This is a genomic window from Sorangium sp. So ce321 (assembly GCF_051530195.1).
Taxonomy (GTDB): domain Bacteria; phylum Myxococcota_A; class Polyangia; order Polyangiales; family Polyangiaceae; genus Sorangium.
In genome coordinates this window covers 9598476-9618461 of record NZ_CP150329.1, presented here as the reverse complement: position 1 = coordinate 9618461, position 19986 = coordinate 9598476, and the positions used below count along the sequence as shown (strand labels likewise).

Here is a 19986-nt window from a genome sequence, read left to right as displayed (position 1 = left end):
TCGTGCTCTAGCGCTTCATCCTGGCTTGTTCACGTTGTTCTTCGGCCTCGAGCTCCGCGATCGCCGCCGCGAGCTCGTCCTGCTCGGCCTGGGGCATGCCGGTCGGCGCGCCCCCCGTCCCGGCCACGCGCACCTGCGGCGGCGCCGCGGCGGGCGGCGGCTCGGGCGGCAGCACGCCCATCTTCCGCTTGAGCGCGAGCAGCTCCTCGTCCGCGCCCGCCGTCGCCTCGAGCTGACCGAACTTGTGCGCCAGCGTGTCGCCCGTGTACTGCTCGGCGATCTCCCCCGCGGCCTCGGCCTCGGCCTCGATCTGGTCGACCTTGCTCGCCATGCGGTCGAACGTCTCGAAGGCGGAGGCGTTGTTGAGACCGCTCATGGTCTCCTGGATCGCCTTCTGCGCCTCGGCCCGCTTCTTCCGGGCGATGAGCACGTTCTTCTTGCGCTTCGCCTCCTCGATCTTGTTGTTGAGGAGGCGCAGCGCCGTCTTCAGCTGGTCGACCGCCTGCTTCTGCTTCTGCCACTGGTCCTTGTAGGTGGCGGCGAGCTGGTCGTGCTCCTTCTTGCGGTTCAGCGCCTCCTTGGCCAGCGCGTCGTCCCCCGCCTTGATCGCGAGCATGGCCCTGCGCTCCCACTCCGCGGCGTGCGCGGCCTCCTGCTCGGCCTGCTTGGCCAGCCGCTTCTCGTCGGCGATCGAGACGGCGACCTGCTTCTTCGCCTCGATCAGCTGGTTCGACATGTCGATGACGACCTGGTTCAGCATCTTCTCGGGGTCCTCCGAGCGGCTGATGAGGTCGTTCAGGTTCGACTTGATGAGGGTCGCAAGGCGCGCGAAAATTCCCATAGATCAGCTCCAACTCTCGGGTAGCGCAGGGGTCGAGGGCGCGGCGGGTCCAGTCAGCTCAGCGCGAGATCGTGCAACACGGGAACGTGGCGGGCGAGCGCGAGATCGATGTCGCTCAGGATCGCCTCGAGCTCGTTCATGTCGAGGTTCTCGAGCTCCAGCGCCGCTGACAGGACCACGGTGCCCGCTTCGATCCCGTACGAGGCGTGCATGAGATCCGTCGCGTTGTACTCCAGCAGGCGCCGGAAGAGCTTGGTCTGGTGGGCGTCGTCCCCGGGCACGGCGCCGATCGAGACGCGCACCGCGACGATCGGCGGATCGATGCGGATCGCGATCGGCGGCGCGTCGGGGCCCCCCGAGACGAGGTAAGTACCGGCGTCGTTTTCGAACCGGCGATCGAGCTGCAGGAGGTAGGTTTCGACGTCCTCGGCTGTACGCGGCATGGCGCGGCGAGCCTACAGAATCATCTCGCCTCGGGCTAGTGCCGCGTCCCCCGAGTTCCTCCCGGGATTCCGCGTCGTGGCGCGGGGCACGGTCACGCCCGGCGGGAGCGCCCCGCAGGGCCGCGCTCCGCAGGGCGCGCTCCGCGCCGCGACGAGCCTGGTTGGGGCGCGCGCCGACCCGCGCCGGCCCCGCGCGGACGAGCGCCGCGCGCCGACCCGCGCCGGCCCCGCGCGGGCGGGAGCCGCGCGCCGGCTCCCGTCGAGCAGCGCCCGCGCTCCCCTCGCGCCGCCGCCGCGCGGGCGCTGCTCGACGGGAGCCGGCGCGTTTTTTCGCTCTCTCCTCGTGCCACGCGAGCGCGCCGCGATGTGCCGCGCGAGCGCGCCGCGATCGGCGGCTCCCCCGCGCCGCGAGACGGCGCGTGTCGGCCGCGCCTCGCGCCGCGAGAATCTCGGCGTTTGCCCGCGCTCTCGCTTTTTTCTCACCCGATCGAGGATGGCGGTGGTACGGTCCCGATCCAGGTTACGTGGCGATCCACCCGGGCGACCTTGTTGCTGGCTACCGTGTCACCCGCCTGCTCGGGCGGGGTGGTATGGGCGAAGTCTGGGCCGCGACGCGGGAGTCGGACATGCAGCAGGTGGCCATCAAGGTCCTGCTCGCGCGCGCCGCGATGAAGCCCGACCTGGTGCGGCGCTTCGACCGGGAGGCGAAGATCGCCTCGGCCATCAAGAGCCCCTACGTCTGCCAGCTGCTCGAGGTCAACGAGGCGGACGACGGCGCGCACCTGCTCGTGTTCGAGCAGCTCGACGGCGAGTCGCTGGCGGACCGGCTGAAGCGCGAGCAGTACCTGCCGTTCAGCGAGGTCGGCCCGATCATCGACGACGTGCTCCAGGGGCTCGTGGCCGCGCACGCCGCGGGCGTCATCCACCGCGACCTCAAGCCGGGCAACATCTACCTGGAGCACCTCGGCCTGCCGGACCGGCGCGAGCGCGCGAAGATCCTCGACTTCGGCATCTCCAAGCTCACGCGGCGCGAGAAGGAGGAGCCGACGCTCACCGCCTTCGACGCGACGCTCGGCTCGTTCGCGTACATGGCGCCGGAGCAGGTGCGGGGCGCCGCGCGGGCCGACGAGCGGGCCGACATCTACGCGGTGGGCGCCGTGGCCTTCCGGGCCCTGTCCGGGCGGCTGCCGTTCGAGGGCGCGACGGCCGCGGTGCTCGTCGCGATGAAGCTCGACCGCGCGGCGCCGTCGCTCGCCGAGGCGACCGGCGAGAAGTGGCCGGTGGGCATCGAGCGCTTCCTCGAGCGGGCGCTCGATCGCCGGCGCGAGCGGCGCTTCAGCACCGCGGGGGAGGCGCTCACGAGCTGGCGCGCCATCCAGCCGGCGAACATCACGCGCGCGGCGCGCCGCGCGCAGCGGAGCAGGCTGCCGTCCGAGCTGCCCGACGAGTTCCTGGAGGACAACCCCACGGTCGTGGACGGCCCGCCGACGATGACGGAGAACGGCGGCTTCGCCGACACCGGCCAGAGCGCGCCGCCCCCCGCCCCGTCCAGCAGGACGGGCGGCTCCGCGCCCTCCAGCCGGAGCGGCGCCGTACCGCCGCCGCCCCCGAGCAGGACGGGCGGCTCCGCGCCCTCCAGCCGGAGAGGCGCCGTACCGCCGCCGCCGCCGAGCCGGACCGGCGGCGCCGTGCCCGCGGCGCCTCCGAGCCGGAGCGGCGCCGTGCCGCCGCCGCCGCCCCTGAGCCGGAGCGGCGCCGTGCCCGCGGCGCCTCCGAGCCGGGGCGGCGCCGTGCCGCCGCCGCCGCCCCTGAGCCGGAGCGGCGCCGTGCCCGCGGCGCCTCCGAGCCGGAGCGGCGCCGTGCCCGCGGCGCCTCCGAGCCGGAGCGGCGCCGTGCCGCCGCCGCCGCCCCCGAGCCGGAGCGGCGGCGCAGAGATCCCTCGGCCGGAGGGCCCGCCTTCGCGCCGCAAGACAGAGAGGAACTGATTTGCTCGACGCCACGGTAGGCACGAAGAACAGGGTGGAGGTGCGCGGCGGTCGCATCCGCCCGATGAAGTCGTCGGCCGCGCGCGGCGGCGGGTGGCTCGAGATCGGCACGGATCCCGTCATCGTGGGCCGCAACGCGGCCTGCCAGCTCGTCCTCGACGACGCCAAGGTGAGCGCCGTGCACGCCGAGTTCGTCGCCACCGAGCAGGGCGTGCGCGTGCGCGATCTCGACAGCAGGAACGGCACCTTCGTCGGCGGCGTGCGCGTCGGCGACATCTACCTGCTCACGAACACGAAGCTCAGGCTGGGCGAGACGGAGATCCAGTTCGAGCCGCTGCGCCCCGAGCGCATCACGGTCTCGGCGATCCCGGCGTTCGGCCCGCTCGTGGCGAGCAGCGCCGGGATGCGCGGCATCTTCGAGCGCCTCTCCAAGATGGCGCCGACCGACCTCACGGTGCTGATCACGGGCGAGACCGGGACGGGCAAGGAGCTCGTCGCGCAGGCGCTGCACATCGCGAGCGCCCGCTCGAAGAAGCCGTTCGTGGTCGTGGACTGCGGCTCGATCCCCCCGACCCTGGCCGAGGCGACGCTGTTCGGGCACGAGCGCGGCGCGTTCACGGGCGCGGTCGACAAGCGCCTCTCGCCGTTCCTCGAGGCGGACGGCGGGACGATCTTCCTCGACGAGCTCGGCGAGCTGCCGCTCGAGGTGCAGCCGAAGCTCCTCCGCGCGCTCGCCGAGCGCCGCATCAAGAGCGTCGGCGGCTCGAGCTACCGCGAGGTCGACGTGCGCGTGCTCGCGGCGACGCGCCGCGACCTCGTGCGGGCCGTCAACAGCGGCAATTTCCGGAGCGACCTCTACTTCCGCGTCGCGCAGATCAAGATCGAGCTGCCGGCGCTCCGGCAGCGCGTCGAGGACATCCCGGTGCTCGTCCGCCGGATGCTGAAGGATCTCGGCGACGAGAGCGCCTACGAGCGCATCTCGAACAGCACGCTCGAGCGGCTGATGCGGCACGACTGGCCGGGCAACGTCCGCGAGCTCAGGAACGCGGTGGCCGTCGCGTTCGCGCTCGCGGCCGAGGGCGAGGAGATCGACGTCGCGGCGCACCTCGGCGCGCTCACCGAGACGCCGGTGCACGGCAACTCGTCGCCGTCGATCCACCCGGGCGGCGGCGGCGGCGCGTTCAACGGGTCGTTCGCGTCGCTGAAGGGCCGCCAGTTCCAGGAGGCGAAGCGCGACGTCCTCGCGCGGTTCGAGCGCGACTATTTCGCCGCCCTGTCCGAGGACGCGAAGGGCAACGTGAGCGAGATGGCGCGGCGCGCGGGCATGGAGCGGGCGCACGTGCGGGCTTACCTCCGCCGCCACGGCATCGGGGCGAAGCAAGAGCCGGAGTGAGCGGCCCGCGCGGCGGGCTCGGCGCGCCGCGGCCCGCGCGGCGGGCTCGGCGCGGCGCGGCCCGCCCGCCCCGGCCCGCGCGGCGCGCGCCGTGAACCAGTGCCATGCTGCGCGCGTGCGGCTCTTCTCCTCCGAGGGCGACGTCGTCGAGCTCCCGCCCGGGCACCGGTTCCCGATGGCCAAGTACGAGCGCGTGCGCGCCGAGCTCTCTCGTGAGCTCCCGGCGCTCGTGCACGAGGCGCCGCGCGCTTCCTGGGACGACCTGTCGCTGGCGCACGACGCGGCCTACCTCGGGGCGGTCTGCGACGGGACGCTCCCGGCCGCGGAGGTCCGGCGCCTCGGCCTCCCGTGGAGCGAGGCGCTCGTCGCGCGCTCGCGCCGGTCAACGGGCGGCACGCTCGCGGCGCTCGCCTGGGCCATGGAGCACGGCGCGGCCGGGCACCTCGCCGGCGGCACGCACCACGCCTTCCGCGACCGCGGCGAGGGGTTCTGCATGTTCAACGACCTGGCCACGGCCGCGCTCGTCGCCCGGCGGGACCACGGCGTGCGGCGGCTCGCCGTGGTGGACCTCGACGTGCACCAGGGCAACGGCACGGTGGCGCTGCTGCGCGGCGACCCCGGCGTGTTCACGCTGTCGCTGCACGGCGCGAAGAACTATCCCTTCCAGAAGGAGGTGAGCTCGCTCGACGTCGAGCTCCCGGACGGCTGCGAGGACGCGGACTACCTGAGGGCGCTCGACGGCGCCCTCGAGGCGGTCGCCGCGCACCGGCCCGAGCTCATCCTCTATCAGGCCGGCGTGGACGCGCTCGCCGGCGACCGGCTGGGCCGGCTCGCGCTGACGCACGAGGGGCTGAGGCGGCGCGACGCGCGGGTGTTCGAGCTCACTGCGCGCCTCGGCGTGCCGCTCGTGGTGACGCTCGGCGGCGGCTATGGCCGGGACATCGAGGCCACGATCGTGGCGCACAAGAACGTCTATCGCGGCCTCGTGGAGCGGCTCGGCTAGAGCACCGCTCAGCTTGAAACGCCCGGGAATGAAGAGATTTGAACCACAGAGGCACAGAGGACACAGAGGAACAACAAAAAACTCTGTGCCCTCTGTGCCCTCTGTGCCCTCTGTGCCCTCTGTGCCCTCTGTGCCCTCTGTGCCCTCTGTGCCCTCTGTGCCCTCTGTGCCCTCTGTGCCTCTGTGGTTCATTTTCTCGGGGTTTCAACCGCCCCGATCGCTGGCCGATGCGTCCCCGGGGGGCAGAGGGGGCCGCGAGCAGCCCGGCCCCTGCTTCACACCGCCGCGGCCTTGTCGTCCCTGCCAGACGGCGCGACCTCGTCGGTCTCGAACAGCCCCTCCAGCTCCTGTGCGGCCTGCCTCGCGGCCTGCATGAGCTTGGCCTCGTCGTGGTGGACCGCGTGCCCGCGCTGGAGCACCCGCTCGTCGTGAGCCCTGAACCGCGCGACGGTGGTGCGGGCCTCTGGCTCGCGCATCCCGAGGCCCTCGAGCACGCGCGCCGCCACCTCGAGCGATGAAAGGAACGTCTCCCGCTCCAGCACCTCCACCCCGATGTCCATCAGCTGGTACGCGTGCTGGCGGTTCCGGGCGCGCGCGTAGATCCTGAGCTCCGGGAAGTGCCGCTTCACCACCTCCGCCGTCTTCACCGAGGACGCGACGTCGTCGATCGCCAGCACGAGGATCTTCGCCTTGTCGGCGCGCGCCGCGCGGAGCAGGTCGAGCCGGGAGGCGTCCCCGTAGTAGATCTTGTTGCCGTACTTGCGGACGAAGTCGACCTGCGTCGCGCTCGCGTCGAGCGCGGTGAAGGGGATCTTCCTCGTGCGCAGGACGCGAGAGACGATCTGGCCGAAGCGGCCGTATCCAGCGATGATGACCCTGGGGTCGTCGTCCTCGATGGCGTCGAACTCCCGCGCTGGGCCGGTCCGCTGCCATCGCTTGATGAGCTGGTCGCCGAGCGCGAGGACCAGCGGCGTGAGCGCCATGGACAGCGTGACGACGACGACCAGGAGGTCGGAGAGGAGCCTGTCCATGATGCCCTGTCCCGCGGCCAGCCCGAAGAGGACGAAGGCGAACTCGCCCCCCTGCGGGAGCGCGAGCGCGAGGTCGCGCGCCGAGCCCGCGGCGTGCCCGTTCGCCCTGCCCAGGGCGAACAGGACGGCGGCCTTGAGCGCCATCATGCCGAGGACGAGCCCGAGGACGAGCAGCGGCCGCTCGATGAGCAGGCCGATGTTCGCCGACATGCCGACGGCGATGAAGAAGAGCCCCATGAGCAGCCCCTTGAACGGCTCGATGTCCGCCTCGAGCTCGTGGCGGTACTCCGAGTCGGCGAGCAGCACGCCGGCCATGAAGGCGCCGAGCGACATGGACAGGCCCACCTGCACCATGAGCAGCGCCGTGCCGAGCACGACGAGCAGGGCCGCCGCGGTGAAGATCTCGTGGGCGTGGACGGCGGCGATCGCCCTGAACACGGGGCGCACGAGGTAACGGCCGCCGGCGACCACGGCGAGCAGCACGCCCACCGCCTTGAGCGACGAGGCGAGGGCGCTCCCCTCGGCCGGGGCCCCGCCCGCCGCGCCGAGCAGGGGGAGCACCGCGAGCAGCGGGATCACGGCGAGGTCCTGGAACAGCAGGATGGCGAACGCGGAGCGGCCGTGCTGCGACTGCATCTGGCCCTTCTCGCCCAGGATCTGCAGGACGAACGCGGTGGACGAGAGCGAGAGCCCGAGGCCGGCGATCGCCGCGGTGTCGGCGCGAAGGCCGAGCGCGACGCCGGTGAGCGCGATGAGCGCGCCCGTGACGGCGACCTGCGCGCCGCCGAGCCCGAACACGGCGCGGCGCAGCACCCAGAGCCGGGACGGCTGGAGCTCGAGGCCGATGAGGAAGAGGAGGAGCACCACGCCGAGCTCCGAGAAGTGGAGGATGTTCTCGACATCGGTGATGAACCGCAGGCCCCACGGGCCGATGAGCGCGCCGGCGACGAGGTAACCGAGCACCGCGCCGAGGCCGATCCGCTTGAACAGGGGCACGGCGACCACGGCCGCGCCGAGAAAGACTGCGGCGTGAGAGAGCAAGCTCATTCGTCGTGGGTCTCCTTGGGGCTCCGCGTTGGCCGGAGCGCGCGAGAGAGGGTGCTCCGGAGGTGGCGGCGCGCCTAGCGCAAAGCAGGGAGGCCCTGATGCTGGCGGCGCGCTGCGGCCCTACGCTCGGCGGATGATGAAGCGCGACGAGATCCACGGCGCCGGTGGGGCCGGCGCCCAGGCCGCGACGTTCGCGATCACCCCCGAGGTCCCGTTCCAGCCGGTGCCCGGGGCGCCTCCGGAGCCGGGCCAGCCCGGGCCGGGGACCCCCGGCAGGCCGGCGCCGGAGGTGCCGCATCCACCGGGTCAGCCCGGGCCGGAGATCATCCCGCCGACCGAGCCGGGGCGAGAGGTCCCCCACCACCCCGAGCCGCCGCAGCCGGACCGTGAGGTGCCCTACGAGGTCCCGCCCGCCCCCGAAAAAGGACCCCCGGGGAGCCCCGAGGTGCCGACACCGCCGGGCCAGCCGCGGCCAGAGATCCTCGTGCGCCGAGCCTCGGCAGTAGGGCCCGGCGCGGCCCCGTGATAAGCCCGATCTGCCATGCAGATCGAGCTCATCGCCACGGCAAGCGAAGACTCCGCCTATCTGCCCCGGGTGGGGCTCGGCACGCTCGCGGCCCTCACGCCCCCGGAGGACGAGGTCATCTACACCGATGACGTCGTACAGCCCTTCGATCTCCAGCGCGACGTCAAGGACGTCGACCTCGTCGGGATCAGCGTCGACAGCAAGACCGCCCGCCGGAGCTACGATATCGCCGCCGCGTACCGCAGGCGCGGCGTCAAGGTGGTGCTCGGGGGCATCCACCCCACGGCGTGCCCGGACGAGGCGATGCAGCACGCGGACGCCGTCGTGGTCGGCGAGGCCGAGGAAGCGTGGCCGGCGCTGCTCGCGGACGTGAAGCGCGGCGAGCTCAAGCCCATCTACCGCCCCGAGCTGCCGAGCCTCGCGGGCAGGCCCGCGCCGCGGCGCGACCTGTTCACCTCGAAGAAGTACATCCCGTTCCAGGTCGTGCAGACGATGCGCGGCTGCCCCTATCCGTGCGAGTTCTGCAGCGTGTCGACGGCGAACGGCACCACGATGCGCTTCCGCCCGACCGACGAGGTGCTCGCCGAGCTCAGGTCGCTTGGCAAGCTCATCATGTTCGCGGACGACAACGTGATGATCCACCGGGCCTACTCGAAGGAGCTGTTCACCCGGATGGCCCCGCTCAAGAAGCACTGGATCGGCCAGTGCTCGCTCGCCGCGGTCAAGCGCCTCGAGAACGTGAAGCTCATGGCCGAGAGCGGGTGCAAGGCGCTCTTCATCGGCTTCGAGAGCATCGACGAGGAGACGGTCAAGTTCACCGGCAAGCGCCAGAACCGGCCCTCCCAGTACAAGGACACGATGGCGATGCTCCACGATCACGGCATCTCGGTCTGGGGGAGCTTCGTCTTCGGGTTCGACACGGACGATCCCGAGGTGTTCGATCGCACGGTGGAGTTCGGCATCGACATGAAGCTGACGATGGCGCTGTACGCCATCCTGACCCCGTATCCGGCGACGCAGCTCTACCGCCGCCTGAAGGCGGAGGGGCGCCTCACGGACGAGCGCTGGTGGCTCCGCCGCGACCACGACGCCGGCTCACCCTATTTCGTGCCCAAGCGGATGTCCCGGGAGCGGCTCCGCGAGGGCTGGGTGTCCGCGTGGACGAAATTCTACTCGCCCACCTCGATATGGCGCCGGTTCACCCTGACACGGCAGTCGAGCTGGATTCAGCTGGCCGGCTTCTTCCCGCTGAACTTCATGCAGCACTCGCTGGCGCACCGCAAGATCGCGGGCGGCGAGCAGCGCTTCCGGTCCGGCGTGCACATCGAGGAGACGGCGCCTCCGCCCGCGGCGCAGCCGGAGCAGCCCCAGCCGCCGAAGGCCAAGGGCGGAAGGCAGCTGCCGATCATCGGCTGAATCTCCCCCTGCCGAGCCCGCGGCGGCGCGCCACGCGGCGCCGCCCTGCGCGCCGCGGCGCACCGCGACAGACCTCCGCCGGCCGCGGTGACGCGGCGTCCTGCCGCACCGCTCCTCGCTGCGCGGCGCCGCGCGTCGACGGCTGACGCGCGCCCAGCTCGCCGCCGCGCGCCGGCCGGCCGCGCTCCGGATCGAGGGCAGCGACCGCCGCGCGATTCACGCTCTCCCACAGCGCTACAGCAGGGCTGTGGCTTGGTGATTTTGCTACACTCGCACGAGCTCCTGGGACACCGGGAGTGTGGGCGGGGGGTGAACCCGCTTGGTCCCCGCATCGAGGGTCCCTCGAATGGAGGTCTCATGGGTCGACTTCGTTTCTCCTCCTCGCTCCTCATCTTCGCGGGCGCTGCGGTGTTCAGCGCCGGCCTCGCGGCCAGCTGCAGCGCGACGGGCAAGCAGGGCACGCTCAATCTCAGCGGAGGTGACGATACGGGAGCAGGCGAGGGCGGCGCGGCGGGCGGGCCCGACGGGCTGGGCGGGATCATCAACATCGATGGAGGGCAGGAGCAGCCGGACGACGTGACGGTGAACCCGTGCGGGAGCGCGTGCGGCCGCAAGGAGCTGTGCACCGGGGCCTACCTCGGCCTGGATGACGACTGCGACGGCAGGATCGACGAGGAGTGCCCCTGTGTCCCTGGCCAGGCGCACTCCTGCTTCCGCGGGGACCCGTCGTTCAGGAACAGCCCGGGGTGCTTCCCCGGCTCCCAGCTCTGCGACGAGACGGGCACGTGGGGCCCGTGCGTCGGCGGCGTGCACGCCGACGAGAGCTGCTATGTGAACAGCTCCGCCGCCTGCCACCCGCTCCAGTCGCCGCCCTTCGCCGACGTCGACCTCAAGGAGGGCACCGGCATCTTCAGCGCGGATGCGGTCCCGGGCTCCGAGCGGTGGGCGGTGGCTTGCCCCGAGGGCATCGACCCGTGCCCCGCCGTGAGCGGGACGGGTCCAGCGGATGACTTCACGCCGCTGCAGTCGGGCGAGTACACCGTCACGTACACGAAGCGCCTCGCGAACGGCGAGACCGGGAGCTGCAAGTACCCGCTGTTCGTCGGCGCCGGCGGCCTCCGCGTCGAGCTCGAGTGGGAGCACGACTTCGGCGTTGTCGATCTCGACCTGCACGTCCACAAGCCGAACAACACGCAGCCCTGGAAGACGACGGGCGCGGCGGCGGACTGCGGCTGGGCGAACTGCACCATCAAGCAGTTCGGGGCCGCCTCGGGGGTCCGCTGGTTCAGCGACAGCGCGACGCCGCCGGACCCGGTGAACTGGTTCCTCGATCCGGTGGACAGCAAGAACAACTGCTTCTTCGCCCCGCGGGGCGTCGGGGAAGCCTGGCGGGACAACGACATGGGCTGTCACAACCCGCGCCTCGACCTCGACAACGTGCGTTGCGACGCGTCCGTGACCGACCCCGACGACGAGGAGTTCTGCGCGCCCGAGAACATCAATATCGACTTTCCGCCGAAGTCCCGGTGGATCCGGATCGGCGTGCACTACTACGGTCACGGCGGGGTGCTCGACGACATCCACCCGCGGGTCAAGATCTTCTGCAACAGCGCGCTCGGGGCGGATCTCGGGCCCACGGGCTTCTACAGCCCCGAGCAGGCCGTCGCGTTCGCCCCCGCGGACGTGCTCGACCGGTTCTGGCTCGTGGCCGACGTGCTCTTCCCCGAGCCCGACGAATGCGGTCAGGAGACCTGCGTCGTCCAGCCGATTTACCTGGATGCAGAGACGAAGACGCCGCTGCTCACCACGAAGGACGACGTCGAGACGAACTTCGGTCCCGCCTACCCGCCGCTCCCCTGACCGGCGGGCGCGCTGCCCGCCCTCCAGCGCCCCGCGCCGGCCGGCGCCGCCAGGGTCGCGCCCGGGCGACCGCGGGCGCCCGGACCAGGGGCGCCGCCTCGCCTGCCGGCGCCGGAGACGTGGCCCGCGGCGCGGGCGCCGGCCGGCGAGGCAATGACTCTGTAGTGATTTGCCTGATAGTGATTCGCCTGACTCCGCGCCTCGGGAGAGGGCGCATCGCCGGCCAGCGGCCGTTCGTTATCATCGGCGCTCGCCGGCGCTCGCCGGCGCTCGCCGGCGGTCGTGCCAGGCGTTCTGCGTGGCACCCTGTTGAACCTGTAAATTGGTTTTGTTTCTTACCCGATGAAGCTCGATGCCTGGTGCTCTGCCATCCCCTGGCGCGGGGCGGTGTGCATCGTGAGGCCGAGGCGTCTTCGCTTTGCTAAGCTACGGGGCTCATCGCCGTGGCGCTGAGCGGAGGCAACCCCGCTGCGACCCTGCGCCGAGTTCCCCTCAAGTGGAGGTATCATGTTTCGTCTTCGTGTCCTCTCCGTGCTCCCCGTCGTGATCGCGGCCTCGGCGTCGGGCGCCGTCGTGGCGGCCGGCTGCAGCGCAGAAGGCAACCGGTTCGGTTTCGATGGCGCTTCAACGAGGAGCAGCTCGGGCACCGGCGGTGCGGGCGGCGCCGGCGGCGTGGGCGGCGCCGAGGCGACGCCGGGCGCCGGCGCGGCAGGCGGCTCCGACGGCTTCGGCGGCAACCTCGTCATCGATGCAGGGCCGGAAGACGAGCAGCCTGACGTGGCGGTCAACCCGTGCGGGAGCGCGTGCGGCCCGACGGAGCTCTGCGGTGTGGATGAGCTCGGCGTCGACCACGACGGGCTCGACGACGACTGCAACGGCATGATCGACGAGACCTGCGCGTGCATCGCTGGCCAGGCGCACTCCTGCTTTCGCGGTGACCCGTCGTTCCGGGAGAGCCCGGGGTGCTTCCCCGGGACCCAGCTCTGCGACGAGACGGGCACGTGGGGCCCTTGCGTCGGCGGTGTGCACGCGGACCAGAACTGCCAGCTGAACGACGCCGCGGGCTGCCACCCGATCCAGGCGGCGCCCTTTGCCACCGTCAACCTCAAGGACGGTACCGGCTCGTTCGGCGAGAACGCGGTCGCGGGCTCCGAGACGTGGACGGTGACCTGCCCGCCGGGCGTGGACCCGTGCCCCTCGGTGAGCGGGACGGACCCGTCGGATGATTTCAAGCCGCTGCAGTCGGGCGAGTACACGGTCACGTACACGAAGAGCGTCGCGGGAGGCGAGACAGGGACCTGCGTTTACCCGCTGTTCGTCGGGGCCCGCGGCCTCCGCGTCGAGCTCGAGTGGGAGCACGAGCCGTCCAGCGTCGACCTGGATCTCTACCTCCACAAGCCGAACAACACGCAGCCGTGGATCATCGGCGGCTCGAACGTCGCCTGCGGCTACGGGAACTGCACGATCGACAAACTCCGGGATGGCCCGGGCATCACCTGGTTCAGCGGTACGGCGACGCCGCCCGATCCGGTGAACTGGTACCTGGATCCGGAGGAGACCAACAACACCTGCTTCTACGCGCCCCACGAGGTGGGGGAGGACTGGCGCGAGTTCGGCAAGGGCTGCCACAACCCGCGGCTCGACCTCGACAACATCTCCTGCGCTCACGAGACGACGGATCCCGACGACTCGACCTTCTGCGCGCCGGAGAACATCAACGTCGACTTCCCGCCCAAGGCCGGGTGGATGCGGATCGCCGTCCATTACTTCGGCGGCGACGTGTCGTTCGACGTGCACCCGCGGATCAAGATCTTCTGCAACGGTGAGCTCGGGGCGGACCTCGGGCCGACCGGCTTCCACGACCCCGAGCAGCCGGTCGCTTTCCTCCCGGATGACTCGGGCAAGAGGTTCTGGCTGGTCGCCGACGTTGTCTTCCCCGACCCGGGGGAGTGCGGCAGCAACACGTGCGTCGTCAGGCCGATCTACCGCGACGAGACGATGAAGACGCCGTTCCTGTCGACCGCCCGGACGGTCGAAACGGATTTCGGCCCGCCCTACCACAGCCTGCCGACGCCCTGACGGGGCGGCCCAGGCCGGCGCGGGGAGCGCCCGTCACGCCTCGACGCCGGCTCGCCTGAGGAAGGCGAGCGCCGGCCCGAGCGCGTAGGCGGGCGCCTTGCCCAGGCGCAGCTGCTCCCCGGTCGACAGGTGAAGGAGCAGCCAGCGCGGCGCGAGGCCCGGCTCGTCGACCTCAGCGTCCAGGGCCGGCGGGGTCGAGACGCGGGCGATCGCCTGCACTGGAAAAATTCGCCGGAAGCCGCGGCCTTCCTGGACGATCTCGGCGCGCTCGAAGTCGAGGCGGAACAGCCCGTGGAGGCGGCGGCGCCGCCGGACGAACACCAGCGCGGCGGTCGCTCCTGCGGTCCACGTGGCCGCGATGAAGACGATGGGGAAGGGCGCGGCGCGCGCCGCCACGATGCCCACGACGATGAGCGAGGCGGTCAGCGCGAACGCCGCGACGCGGCGCACGGCGAGGTCGAGCCCGTCGCCCGGGCAGTCGCAGACGAGCACAGCAGGGCCGTGCGCCCGGATGGTACCTTCCGCGTTCGAGAGCAGGACGTCTCCTTCGGGCACTGCGTTCCTCCGGACCGGGTGAGGGTGTCGATACCGCAGTCCGCGGGGGGAGGCCCGCTGATCTCGGAGCGGGGCGCGCGGCGGGAGGAGGAGGGCGCGCCGAGCTGCCCGGCCCCCTGCGAGGGGGCTCGTGGGGCCGAGCGGGGGCTCCGCCGAACTCGCCTGGGACGTTCGCCCTCGTCGCGCTGCGCACGCCGGAGAGCGAACGTCGATCGGGCTCGAACATCGGCCCGTCCCCCGCTCGGCGCCACGAGCCCCCTCGCAGGGGGCCTACCGCGTGCGAGGGGGGCATGCGCCGTGGCATCCTTGGAAGCACGGCAGTCGCGTGACGCCGGGGGCGATCTGGGTTTCGCCGGAACAGATGGGGTCAGGCCGTCAGTCCGCTAACGCTTCATGCGCGGATCGGGCGCGCGATGGAGGGAAGAACAGGCCGCGACGGGATCGCTTACGCAGTGAATTCACGGCGATGCGAGCGTGGCACGCGGTGTGCTGCTGTCATGGGGAGATACGTCATTTGCAGACGCGGGGCGGTCTTCACGGAAGTTCGCACGGGGACGCCGAGGTTCTCATGGGGGCATGCGCGCTCTAGACCGAGCGTGCCAGGGGAGGACTCTGCGATGAGTTGGATTGTGAGACAGGCATGGCTCGCGGCAGCGGTGGGCCTCATCGTGGGCTGCGCCGAGGAGCGGGCGCCGCTCAGCCAGGTTCAGGCGAACGCGCTCGCGAAATCATTCTTCGTCGGCGCCGATCTGCAGAGCAAGGAGGACGATCCGGAGTTCTGGGCGCGGACCACGGTGGTCGACGTGGGCTACGGCGCGTCGCAGGACGGGCTCTTCTCGTCGTCGTACGCGCAGGCGGAGGTCGCGCGCATCAAGTGGGTCATCCAGGAAGATCTCCTGATCGGACGCATCACCTACGAGCGCGTGAACGACTCCGACGGGAAAGGGGCCGGCGCCGCCACGGACGAGGGCGTCGTGGCCGTCGCGTACAAGATCTTGTCGCACTTCGACGTCCAGCGCGATTACAACCGCGCGACGGGGGAGGAGGGCAACGTCGTCGTCGAAAACACGACCGACCGCCCCTGGTACGCGCGGGAGTACATCCGGGTCGACTGGTCGAAGAACCTGAACGTCGACTCCTACGACTTCGACACCCTGTCGCTCCTCGGCATCTACGGCGGCGTGCAGTACGAGCCGCTCTCGTACACCATCAGCGATCCGGGCCACCCCGACGCGCCCCACTTCGACCCCGAGGAGGGGTATTTCGACGTCACCAACAAGGCCTTCGCGGTCCCCCAGCTCATCGACCTGAGCCACCTCGGGTGGGGCATAGACCGCTTCCCGGCCTGCATGCTCGACGCGGACTTCTCGGGCGGCGCCGCGCCGATCGGGTCCTGCAACCCGGTCGAGATCACGCTCCGGCAGTCGTTCCGCCGCGTCGTCGATCGGGACTACGAGCCGGCCGAGTGGGACGGATACCGTTTCCAGGCGTACGGCGCCTTCGTGCGCGAGCGCCTCGGGTACGCCCGCAACTACGGCATGAGCGACGCCAAGTGGCACCGCATGATCAGCCGCTACAACCTCTGGGAGCGCAGCCACTACTACGCCGATCCGGAGGGCATGACGGGCGAGATACCGTGCTTCACGCCCGAGACCACCCCGTTCGGCGCAGATCCGCACCGCGACGAGGACGGGAACGGGACCGAGGACGAGTGCGAGGCCGTCGCCGAGGCGACGATCGACGGGGAGGGAGGGGCGGTGATGGTGGGCCCTGGCTCCCGGTGCGACACCTTCAAGCAGCGATGCACCCTGCCTTACCAGCAGCGGAAGGCCGTGCCGCAGCCGTGGTACGTGACCTCGAGCAGCAACCCCGACTATTTCGACGCCACCGACTGGGCAGCCCACGAGTGGGACGTCGCCCTGCGCAGCGCCGTCGTCACCGCCAGGTACGCCGAGTGCACTCGGACGGTGGGGACGTCGGGCGACGCGGCGCGCTGCAGCGCGGCGTTCCCGGTCTACGACGGGCAGATGGACGACAACGCCGACGCGATCGCGCTCGCGCGCGAGGTCGACGCGTGCCGGCGCGGCAGGGCGCACGAGGGGCAGGACTGCGACGCGCTCGCCGACGAGATCGGCCAGCGGCGGGGGTACGCGCCCGGCGTCGTGGCGCTCGCCAGGATGCCCGAGATGATCGTGCTCTGCCACAGCCCGGTCGAGGCGGCCGACCCGGCGGCGTGCGGCGGCCCGCGCCTGCCCGAGGGCGTGACCGCCAGGATGTGCAGCGACGAGCGCCGCAAGGAGGCGGGGCGCGACGAGGCGCTGATGAGGGCGTGCGGCGCGGCGCTGAGCGCGCGGATCGGCGACCTGCGCTATCACCAGATCAACAACTTCGAGGCGCCGCAGTCGCCCTCGGCCTGGGGTATCTACAGCGACTCGGAGGACCCGCTCACGGGCGAGAAGGTGGCGGCGAGCATCAACGTCTGGACGCACGTGAGCGACATCTGGAGCCAGGGGGTCGTCGACACGGCCCGTTACATCAAGGGAGAGCTCAGGACCGAGGACGTGACCGACGGCGATAACGTGCGGGACTGGGCCCAGGCGAGCGAGGGCGCGTCGAAGGGCGGCGCGCTGCCGCGGCTCACGCGGGAGGAGCTCGCGCGGCGGATCGCCCGGTCGGCCGGGGTCGACGGGCAGGCGGCCGAGGGCGCCGCCGAGCTCGCGCGCGATCCGCACCTGCGCGAGAGCCTCCGGCGGCTCTCGAAGGAGGTGCGCGCGATCGCCGCCGACGCGACGGCGCCGGACAGCATGCGCGCGATCTACGAGGCGCGCCGGCGGTCGGCGATGGGCACCGAGCTCGAGGCCGAGCTCACGACGAAGAGGATGCAGGAGCTCACCGGCACGGAGGGGCTGCCGCTGACGGACGAGGTGATGCGCTTCGCCTCGCCGCTCCGCGGGGCGAACCCGAGCGTGCAGCGCGAGCTCAGGAACCTGAAGGAGGTCGCGCTGGCCGAGCGCGGCGCGTGCGTGATGCAGGAGGCGCCGGCGCCGGTCGCGACCGCCAACCTGGCGGACATCCTCGAGGAGAAGTTCGCGGGCCAGCACGGCCGGTTCGGGGAGGGAGACGACGCCCAGAAGGCGCGGCGCGCCGAGGCCATGCGGCGCTACCTCGCGCAGCGGGCGCACTACGCGGTGGTCCTCCACGAGATGGGCCACTCCGTCGGCCTGCGCCACAACTTCGTGAGCTCGTCGGACGCCTGGGGGTACCGGCCGCAGTACTGGCAGCTGCGCACGGGCAACGGGCAGGTCAAGGCGCTGTGCGAGACGCTCTCGGACGACGGCGAGGCCTGCGTCGGGCCCCGCTATTTCGACCCGATGACCGAGAACGAGCGGAAGAACCTGCTCTGGATGTTCATGCAGTCGTCGACCATGGACTATGCCGGCGAGCCCACGCAGGACCTCATCGGCCTCGGCGCCTACGACTTCGCCGCGGCCCGCATGTTCTACGGCGACGCCGTCGCCGTGCACGCGGACCCGAGCTACAGGGCGACCACCCCGCGCGGCAAGGGCATGCTCGAGAAGATCGACGACTTCGGCGGCGTCCTCGGCCTGCAGCCCGAGTACGACGGCGAGGACATCCACTACTCCGACCTGCAGAACCGATACGAGCTGATCCGGCGGGACAGCTGCGTCGAGGTCGATCCGGGCGCGTACCGGCCCTCGGACTGGAACGAGGCGCGGGACGGCGCCTGGCACCCCGTCCTCGACGGCCAGATCGTGCCGGTCGGCGGCAAGTACACGCGGTGCCGGCAGCAGAAGGTCGATTACGTGGCGTGGCGCGCGCTGAGGACGCCGAAGGACGCGAAGGGGCCCTCGGTGGACCCCGCGGGGCGCACCCGCGTGCCCTACGGCTTCGCGACGGACCGGTGGGCGGACCTCGGCAACCTGAGCGTGTACCGGCACGACAGCGGCGCGGACGCTTATGAGCTCTTCAATTTCTTCATCACGCAGCAGGAGGTGAACCACATCTTCGACAACTACCGGCGCGGCCGGCAGTCCTTCAGCGTGCGCGCGGCGTCGGAGCGGACGTTGAACCGCTACAACGCCAAGATGCGCGACGGCGCGAAGGGCCTCGGCCTGCTCGCGAACATCTACCGCGAGTTCGCGCTCGACCGCGGCTACGATTTCGACACCCTCTGGGTCCAGGCCGCGGGCAGCCTCTTCAAGGAGAACATCCTCGCGGCCGGGGTCGCGTTCGATCACTTCGCGCTCCAGATGGCGCGCCCGCAGCCGGGCAAGCACTTCCTGCCCAAGGGGGACACGGTCCTCCGGTCATCGACCGATGTCTTCGGCGACGCCGGCGACACGCTGGTCGTCGTCCCGAACGGCGCGACGGGGTATTTCGGCGACATCGCCCTCGGCGGCAAGCCGCTCGAGAACGCGCTCGCGGAGGACAAGGGCGAGTACGACTCGTCCTACACGATGAACGCCGGCTCCTATTACGACAAGGCGTGGGTCGCGATGCTGATGACCGAGTCGGTCGACAACTTCATCAGCGACTCGCGCCACGACTTCCTCGACGCGCGCTACCGCGCTGTCTCGCTCGCGGACGTCTTCCCGGAAGGGTACCGCCGCTGGCTCGCCAACAACCTGACGGGCGACGACGCGATCAAGGGTGTCCGCATCGAGGCGGACCCGAGCGGCCAGCCGGTCAAGGACCCGAGCGGGTACCCGGCGAGGGCCATGGGCTGGACCTCGTGGTGGAGCACGAGCGGGCCGGAGAGCTGCTTCCCGGGCGCAGGGAGCATCGTTTGCAGCACCTACGGCGCGACGGACAGCGCGCCATGGAGCCCGCGGGCGCCCGCCAAGGTCGCCATCCTCGACCCGCAGATCGGGTGGGAGCAGCAGAAGTTCCTCATCGCCTGGACGCTCCTCTACCTGCCCGAGAACCAGAAGCAGCGGTGGCTGGATATGATGCAGATCTGGGAGACCGGGGCAGACACCGATCCCGGGTTCCCGGACCGGATCGAGCTCCACCACCCGTCCGGGAAGGTGTTCGTGGCCAAGGCGTACGGGACCGAGACCATCTTCGGCAAGGTCGTGCAGAAGGGCGTCGGCGCGCGCGTGCTGGAGTACGGGAATGAGCTCCTGGCCAGGGCCTATGTCACGGAGCCGGGGCCCGACGTCAACGGCGACGGCGCCCCGGACTGGCACAAGGTGAAGCTGAGCCCGGAGGACGGGCAGCCGATCGTGCGGTGGGACCCGACGATCGCCGCGATCGCGCCGGACGGCGAGGTGGAGCGGGAGGGCGTGCCCGGCTGCGAGGCGGACTCGGACGAAGACGACGACGATCACAGCGACTTCTACCGGTGCACGTGCTCCTCGAACCGCGCCTGTGTCGCGCTCGAGAGCTACATCTCGGTGCCCGTCTTCATTCGCCAGGCGCTGTCGGCGTTCAGGCTGGGCGACCCGACCATGAGGGGCCTCCCGTGAGCGCGCGGCCCCGCGAGCAGGCCTGACGCAGAGGGCACGCGCCGCGCGCGCTTCCCCACACCCTGCGGTGAAGAGCGGCCCTGGTCGCACCCGAGATCACGAGAGCACCAGGCTCATCCAAGGCGAATTGGACGTTGCGTCGACGTTTCGCTGACGTCCCCTCGTCCACACGCGCTCTGACTCTGACGTTCAGAGTGCAACCTCCCGGAGCGCGCCAGTGGCGCCCTGGCGCACGATGGGTCGTGGCATCTTGCCGCATGGGGCGCTTCGCCCCATGCGGCCGCCTGGCCCGGCCGCGGTCCTCGGAGCTGACCGGGG

General features: G+C 71.4%; 12 protein-coding genes. 8 read left to right on the top strand and 4 right to left on the bottom strand.

The features are described from left to right. Positions 1 to 7: 7 nt before the first annotated feature. Both WME89_RS35390 and WME89_RS35385 read right to left on the bottom strand, forming a co-directional pair. Positions 8 to 841 carry a PspA/IM30 family protein gene (locus WME89_RS35390; RefSeq protein WP_438004057.1) on the bottom strand — a complete coding sequence of 278 codons (834 nt, stop codon included), beginning with the start codon at positions 839 to 841 and terminating at the stop codon, positions 8 to 10. A gap of 53 nt (positions 842 to 894) precedes the next feature. Then, a complete protein-coding gene (locus WME89_RS35385) occupies positions 895 to 1284 on the bottom strand; it encodes a hypothetical protein (protein ID WP_438004056.1) in 390 nt (129 codons plus the stop codon). Positions 1285 to 1808: 524 nt separating this feature from the next. Between WME89_RS35385 and WME89_RS35380 the strand changes: the two genes are divergently transcribed. From WME89_RS35380 to WME89_RS35370, 3 genes are all read left to right on the top strand, one after another. Beyond that, positions 1809 to 3269, top strand: coding sequence for a protein kinase domain-containing protein (locus WME89_RS35380; protein ID WP_438004055.1), 1461 nt, complete (start codon positions 1809 to 1811; stop codon positions 3267 to 3269). A 1-nt stretch (position 3270) separates the two neighbouring features. Next, the gene (locus WME89_RS35375; protein WP_438004054.1) at positions 3271 to 4662 is read left to right on the top strand and encodes a sigma 54-interacting transcriptional regulator; all 1392 of its coding nucleotides are present in this window, start codon (positions 3271 to 3273) and stop codon (positions 4660 to 4662) included. Positions 4663 to 4753: 91 nt separating this feature from the next. After that, on the top strand, positions 4754 to 5665 hold the full coding sequence (locus WME89_RS35370; protein WP_438004053.1) for a histone deacetylase family protein: 912 nt from the start codon (positions 4754 to 4756) through the stop codon (positions 5663 to 5665). 275 nt (positions 5666 to 5940) lie between these two features. Here the strand turns inward: WME89_RS35370 and WME89_RS35365 are convergent, their stop codons facing one another. Further along, the gene (locus tag WME89_RS35365; RefSeq protein ID WP_438004052.1) at positions 5941 to 7743 is read right to left on the bottom strand and encodes a monovalent cation:proton antiporter-2 (CPA2) family protein; all 1803 of its coding nucleotides are present in this window, start codon (positions 7741 to 7743) and stop codon (positions 5941 to 5943) included. A 133-nt stretch (positions 7744 to 7876) separates the two neighbouring features. Between WME89_RS35365 and WME89_RS35360 the strand changes: the two genes are divergently transcribed. From WME89_RS35360 to WME89_RS35345, 4 genes are all read left to right on the top strand, one after another. Further along, positions 7877 to 8269, top strand: coding sequence for a hypothetical protein (locus WME89_RS35360; RefSeq protein ID WP_438004051.1), 393 nt, complete (start codon positions 7877 to 7879; stop codon positions 8267 to 8269). A 15-nt stretch (positions 8270 to 8284) separates the two neighbouring features. After that, positions 8285 to 9685: a B12-binding domain-containing radical SAM protein gene (locus WME89_RS35355; protein WP_438004050.1), complete on the top strand. Its 1401-nt coding sequence runs from the start codon at positions 8285 to 8287 to the stop codon at positions 9683 to 9685. Between the two features lie 357 nt (positions 9686 to 10042). Next, positions 10043 to 11545 carry a hypothetical protein gene (locus WME89_RS35350; RefSeq protein WP_438004049.1) on the top strand — a complete coding sequence of 501 codons (1503 nt, stop codon included), beginning with the start codon at positions 10043 to 10045 and terminating at the stop codon, positions 11543 to 11545. 507 nt (positions 11546 to 12052) lie between these two features. Then, positions 12053 to 13624 carry a hypothetical protein gene (locus WME89_RS35345; protein WP_438004048.1) on the top strand — a complete coding sequence of 524 codons (1572 nt, stop codon included), beginning with the start codon at positions 12053 to 12055 and terminating at the stop codon, positions 13622 to 13624. Between the two features lie 33 nt (positions 13625 to 13657). Here the strand turns inward: WME89_RS35345 and WME89_RS35340 are convergent, their stop codons facing one another. After that, complete coding sequence (locus WME89_RS35340) at positions 13658 to 14179, bottom strand: hypothetical protein (protein WP_438004047.1); 522 nt, start codon at positions 14177 to 14179, stop codon at positions 13658 to 13660. A gap of 617 nt (positions 14180 to 14796) precedes the next feature. Between WME89_RS35340 and WME89_RS35335 the strand changes: the two genes are divergently transcribed. Next, a complete protein-coding gene (locus WME89_RS35335) occupies positions 14797 to 19668 on the top strand; it encodes a hypothetical protein (protein WP_438004046.1) in 4872 nt (1623 codons plus the stop codon). Positions 19669 to 19986: the final 318 nt, after the last annotated feature.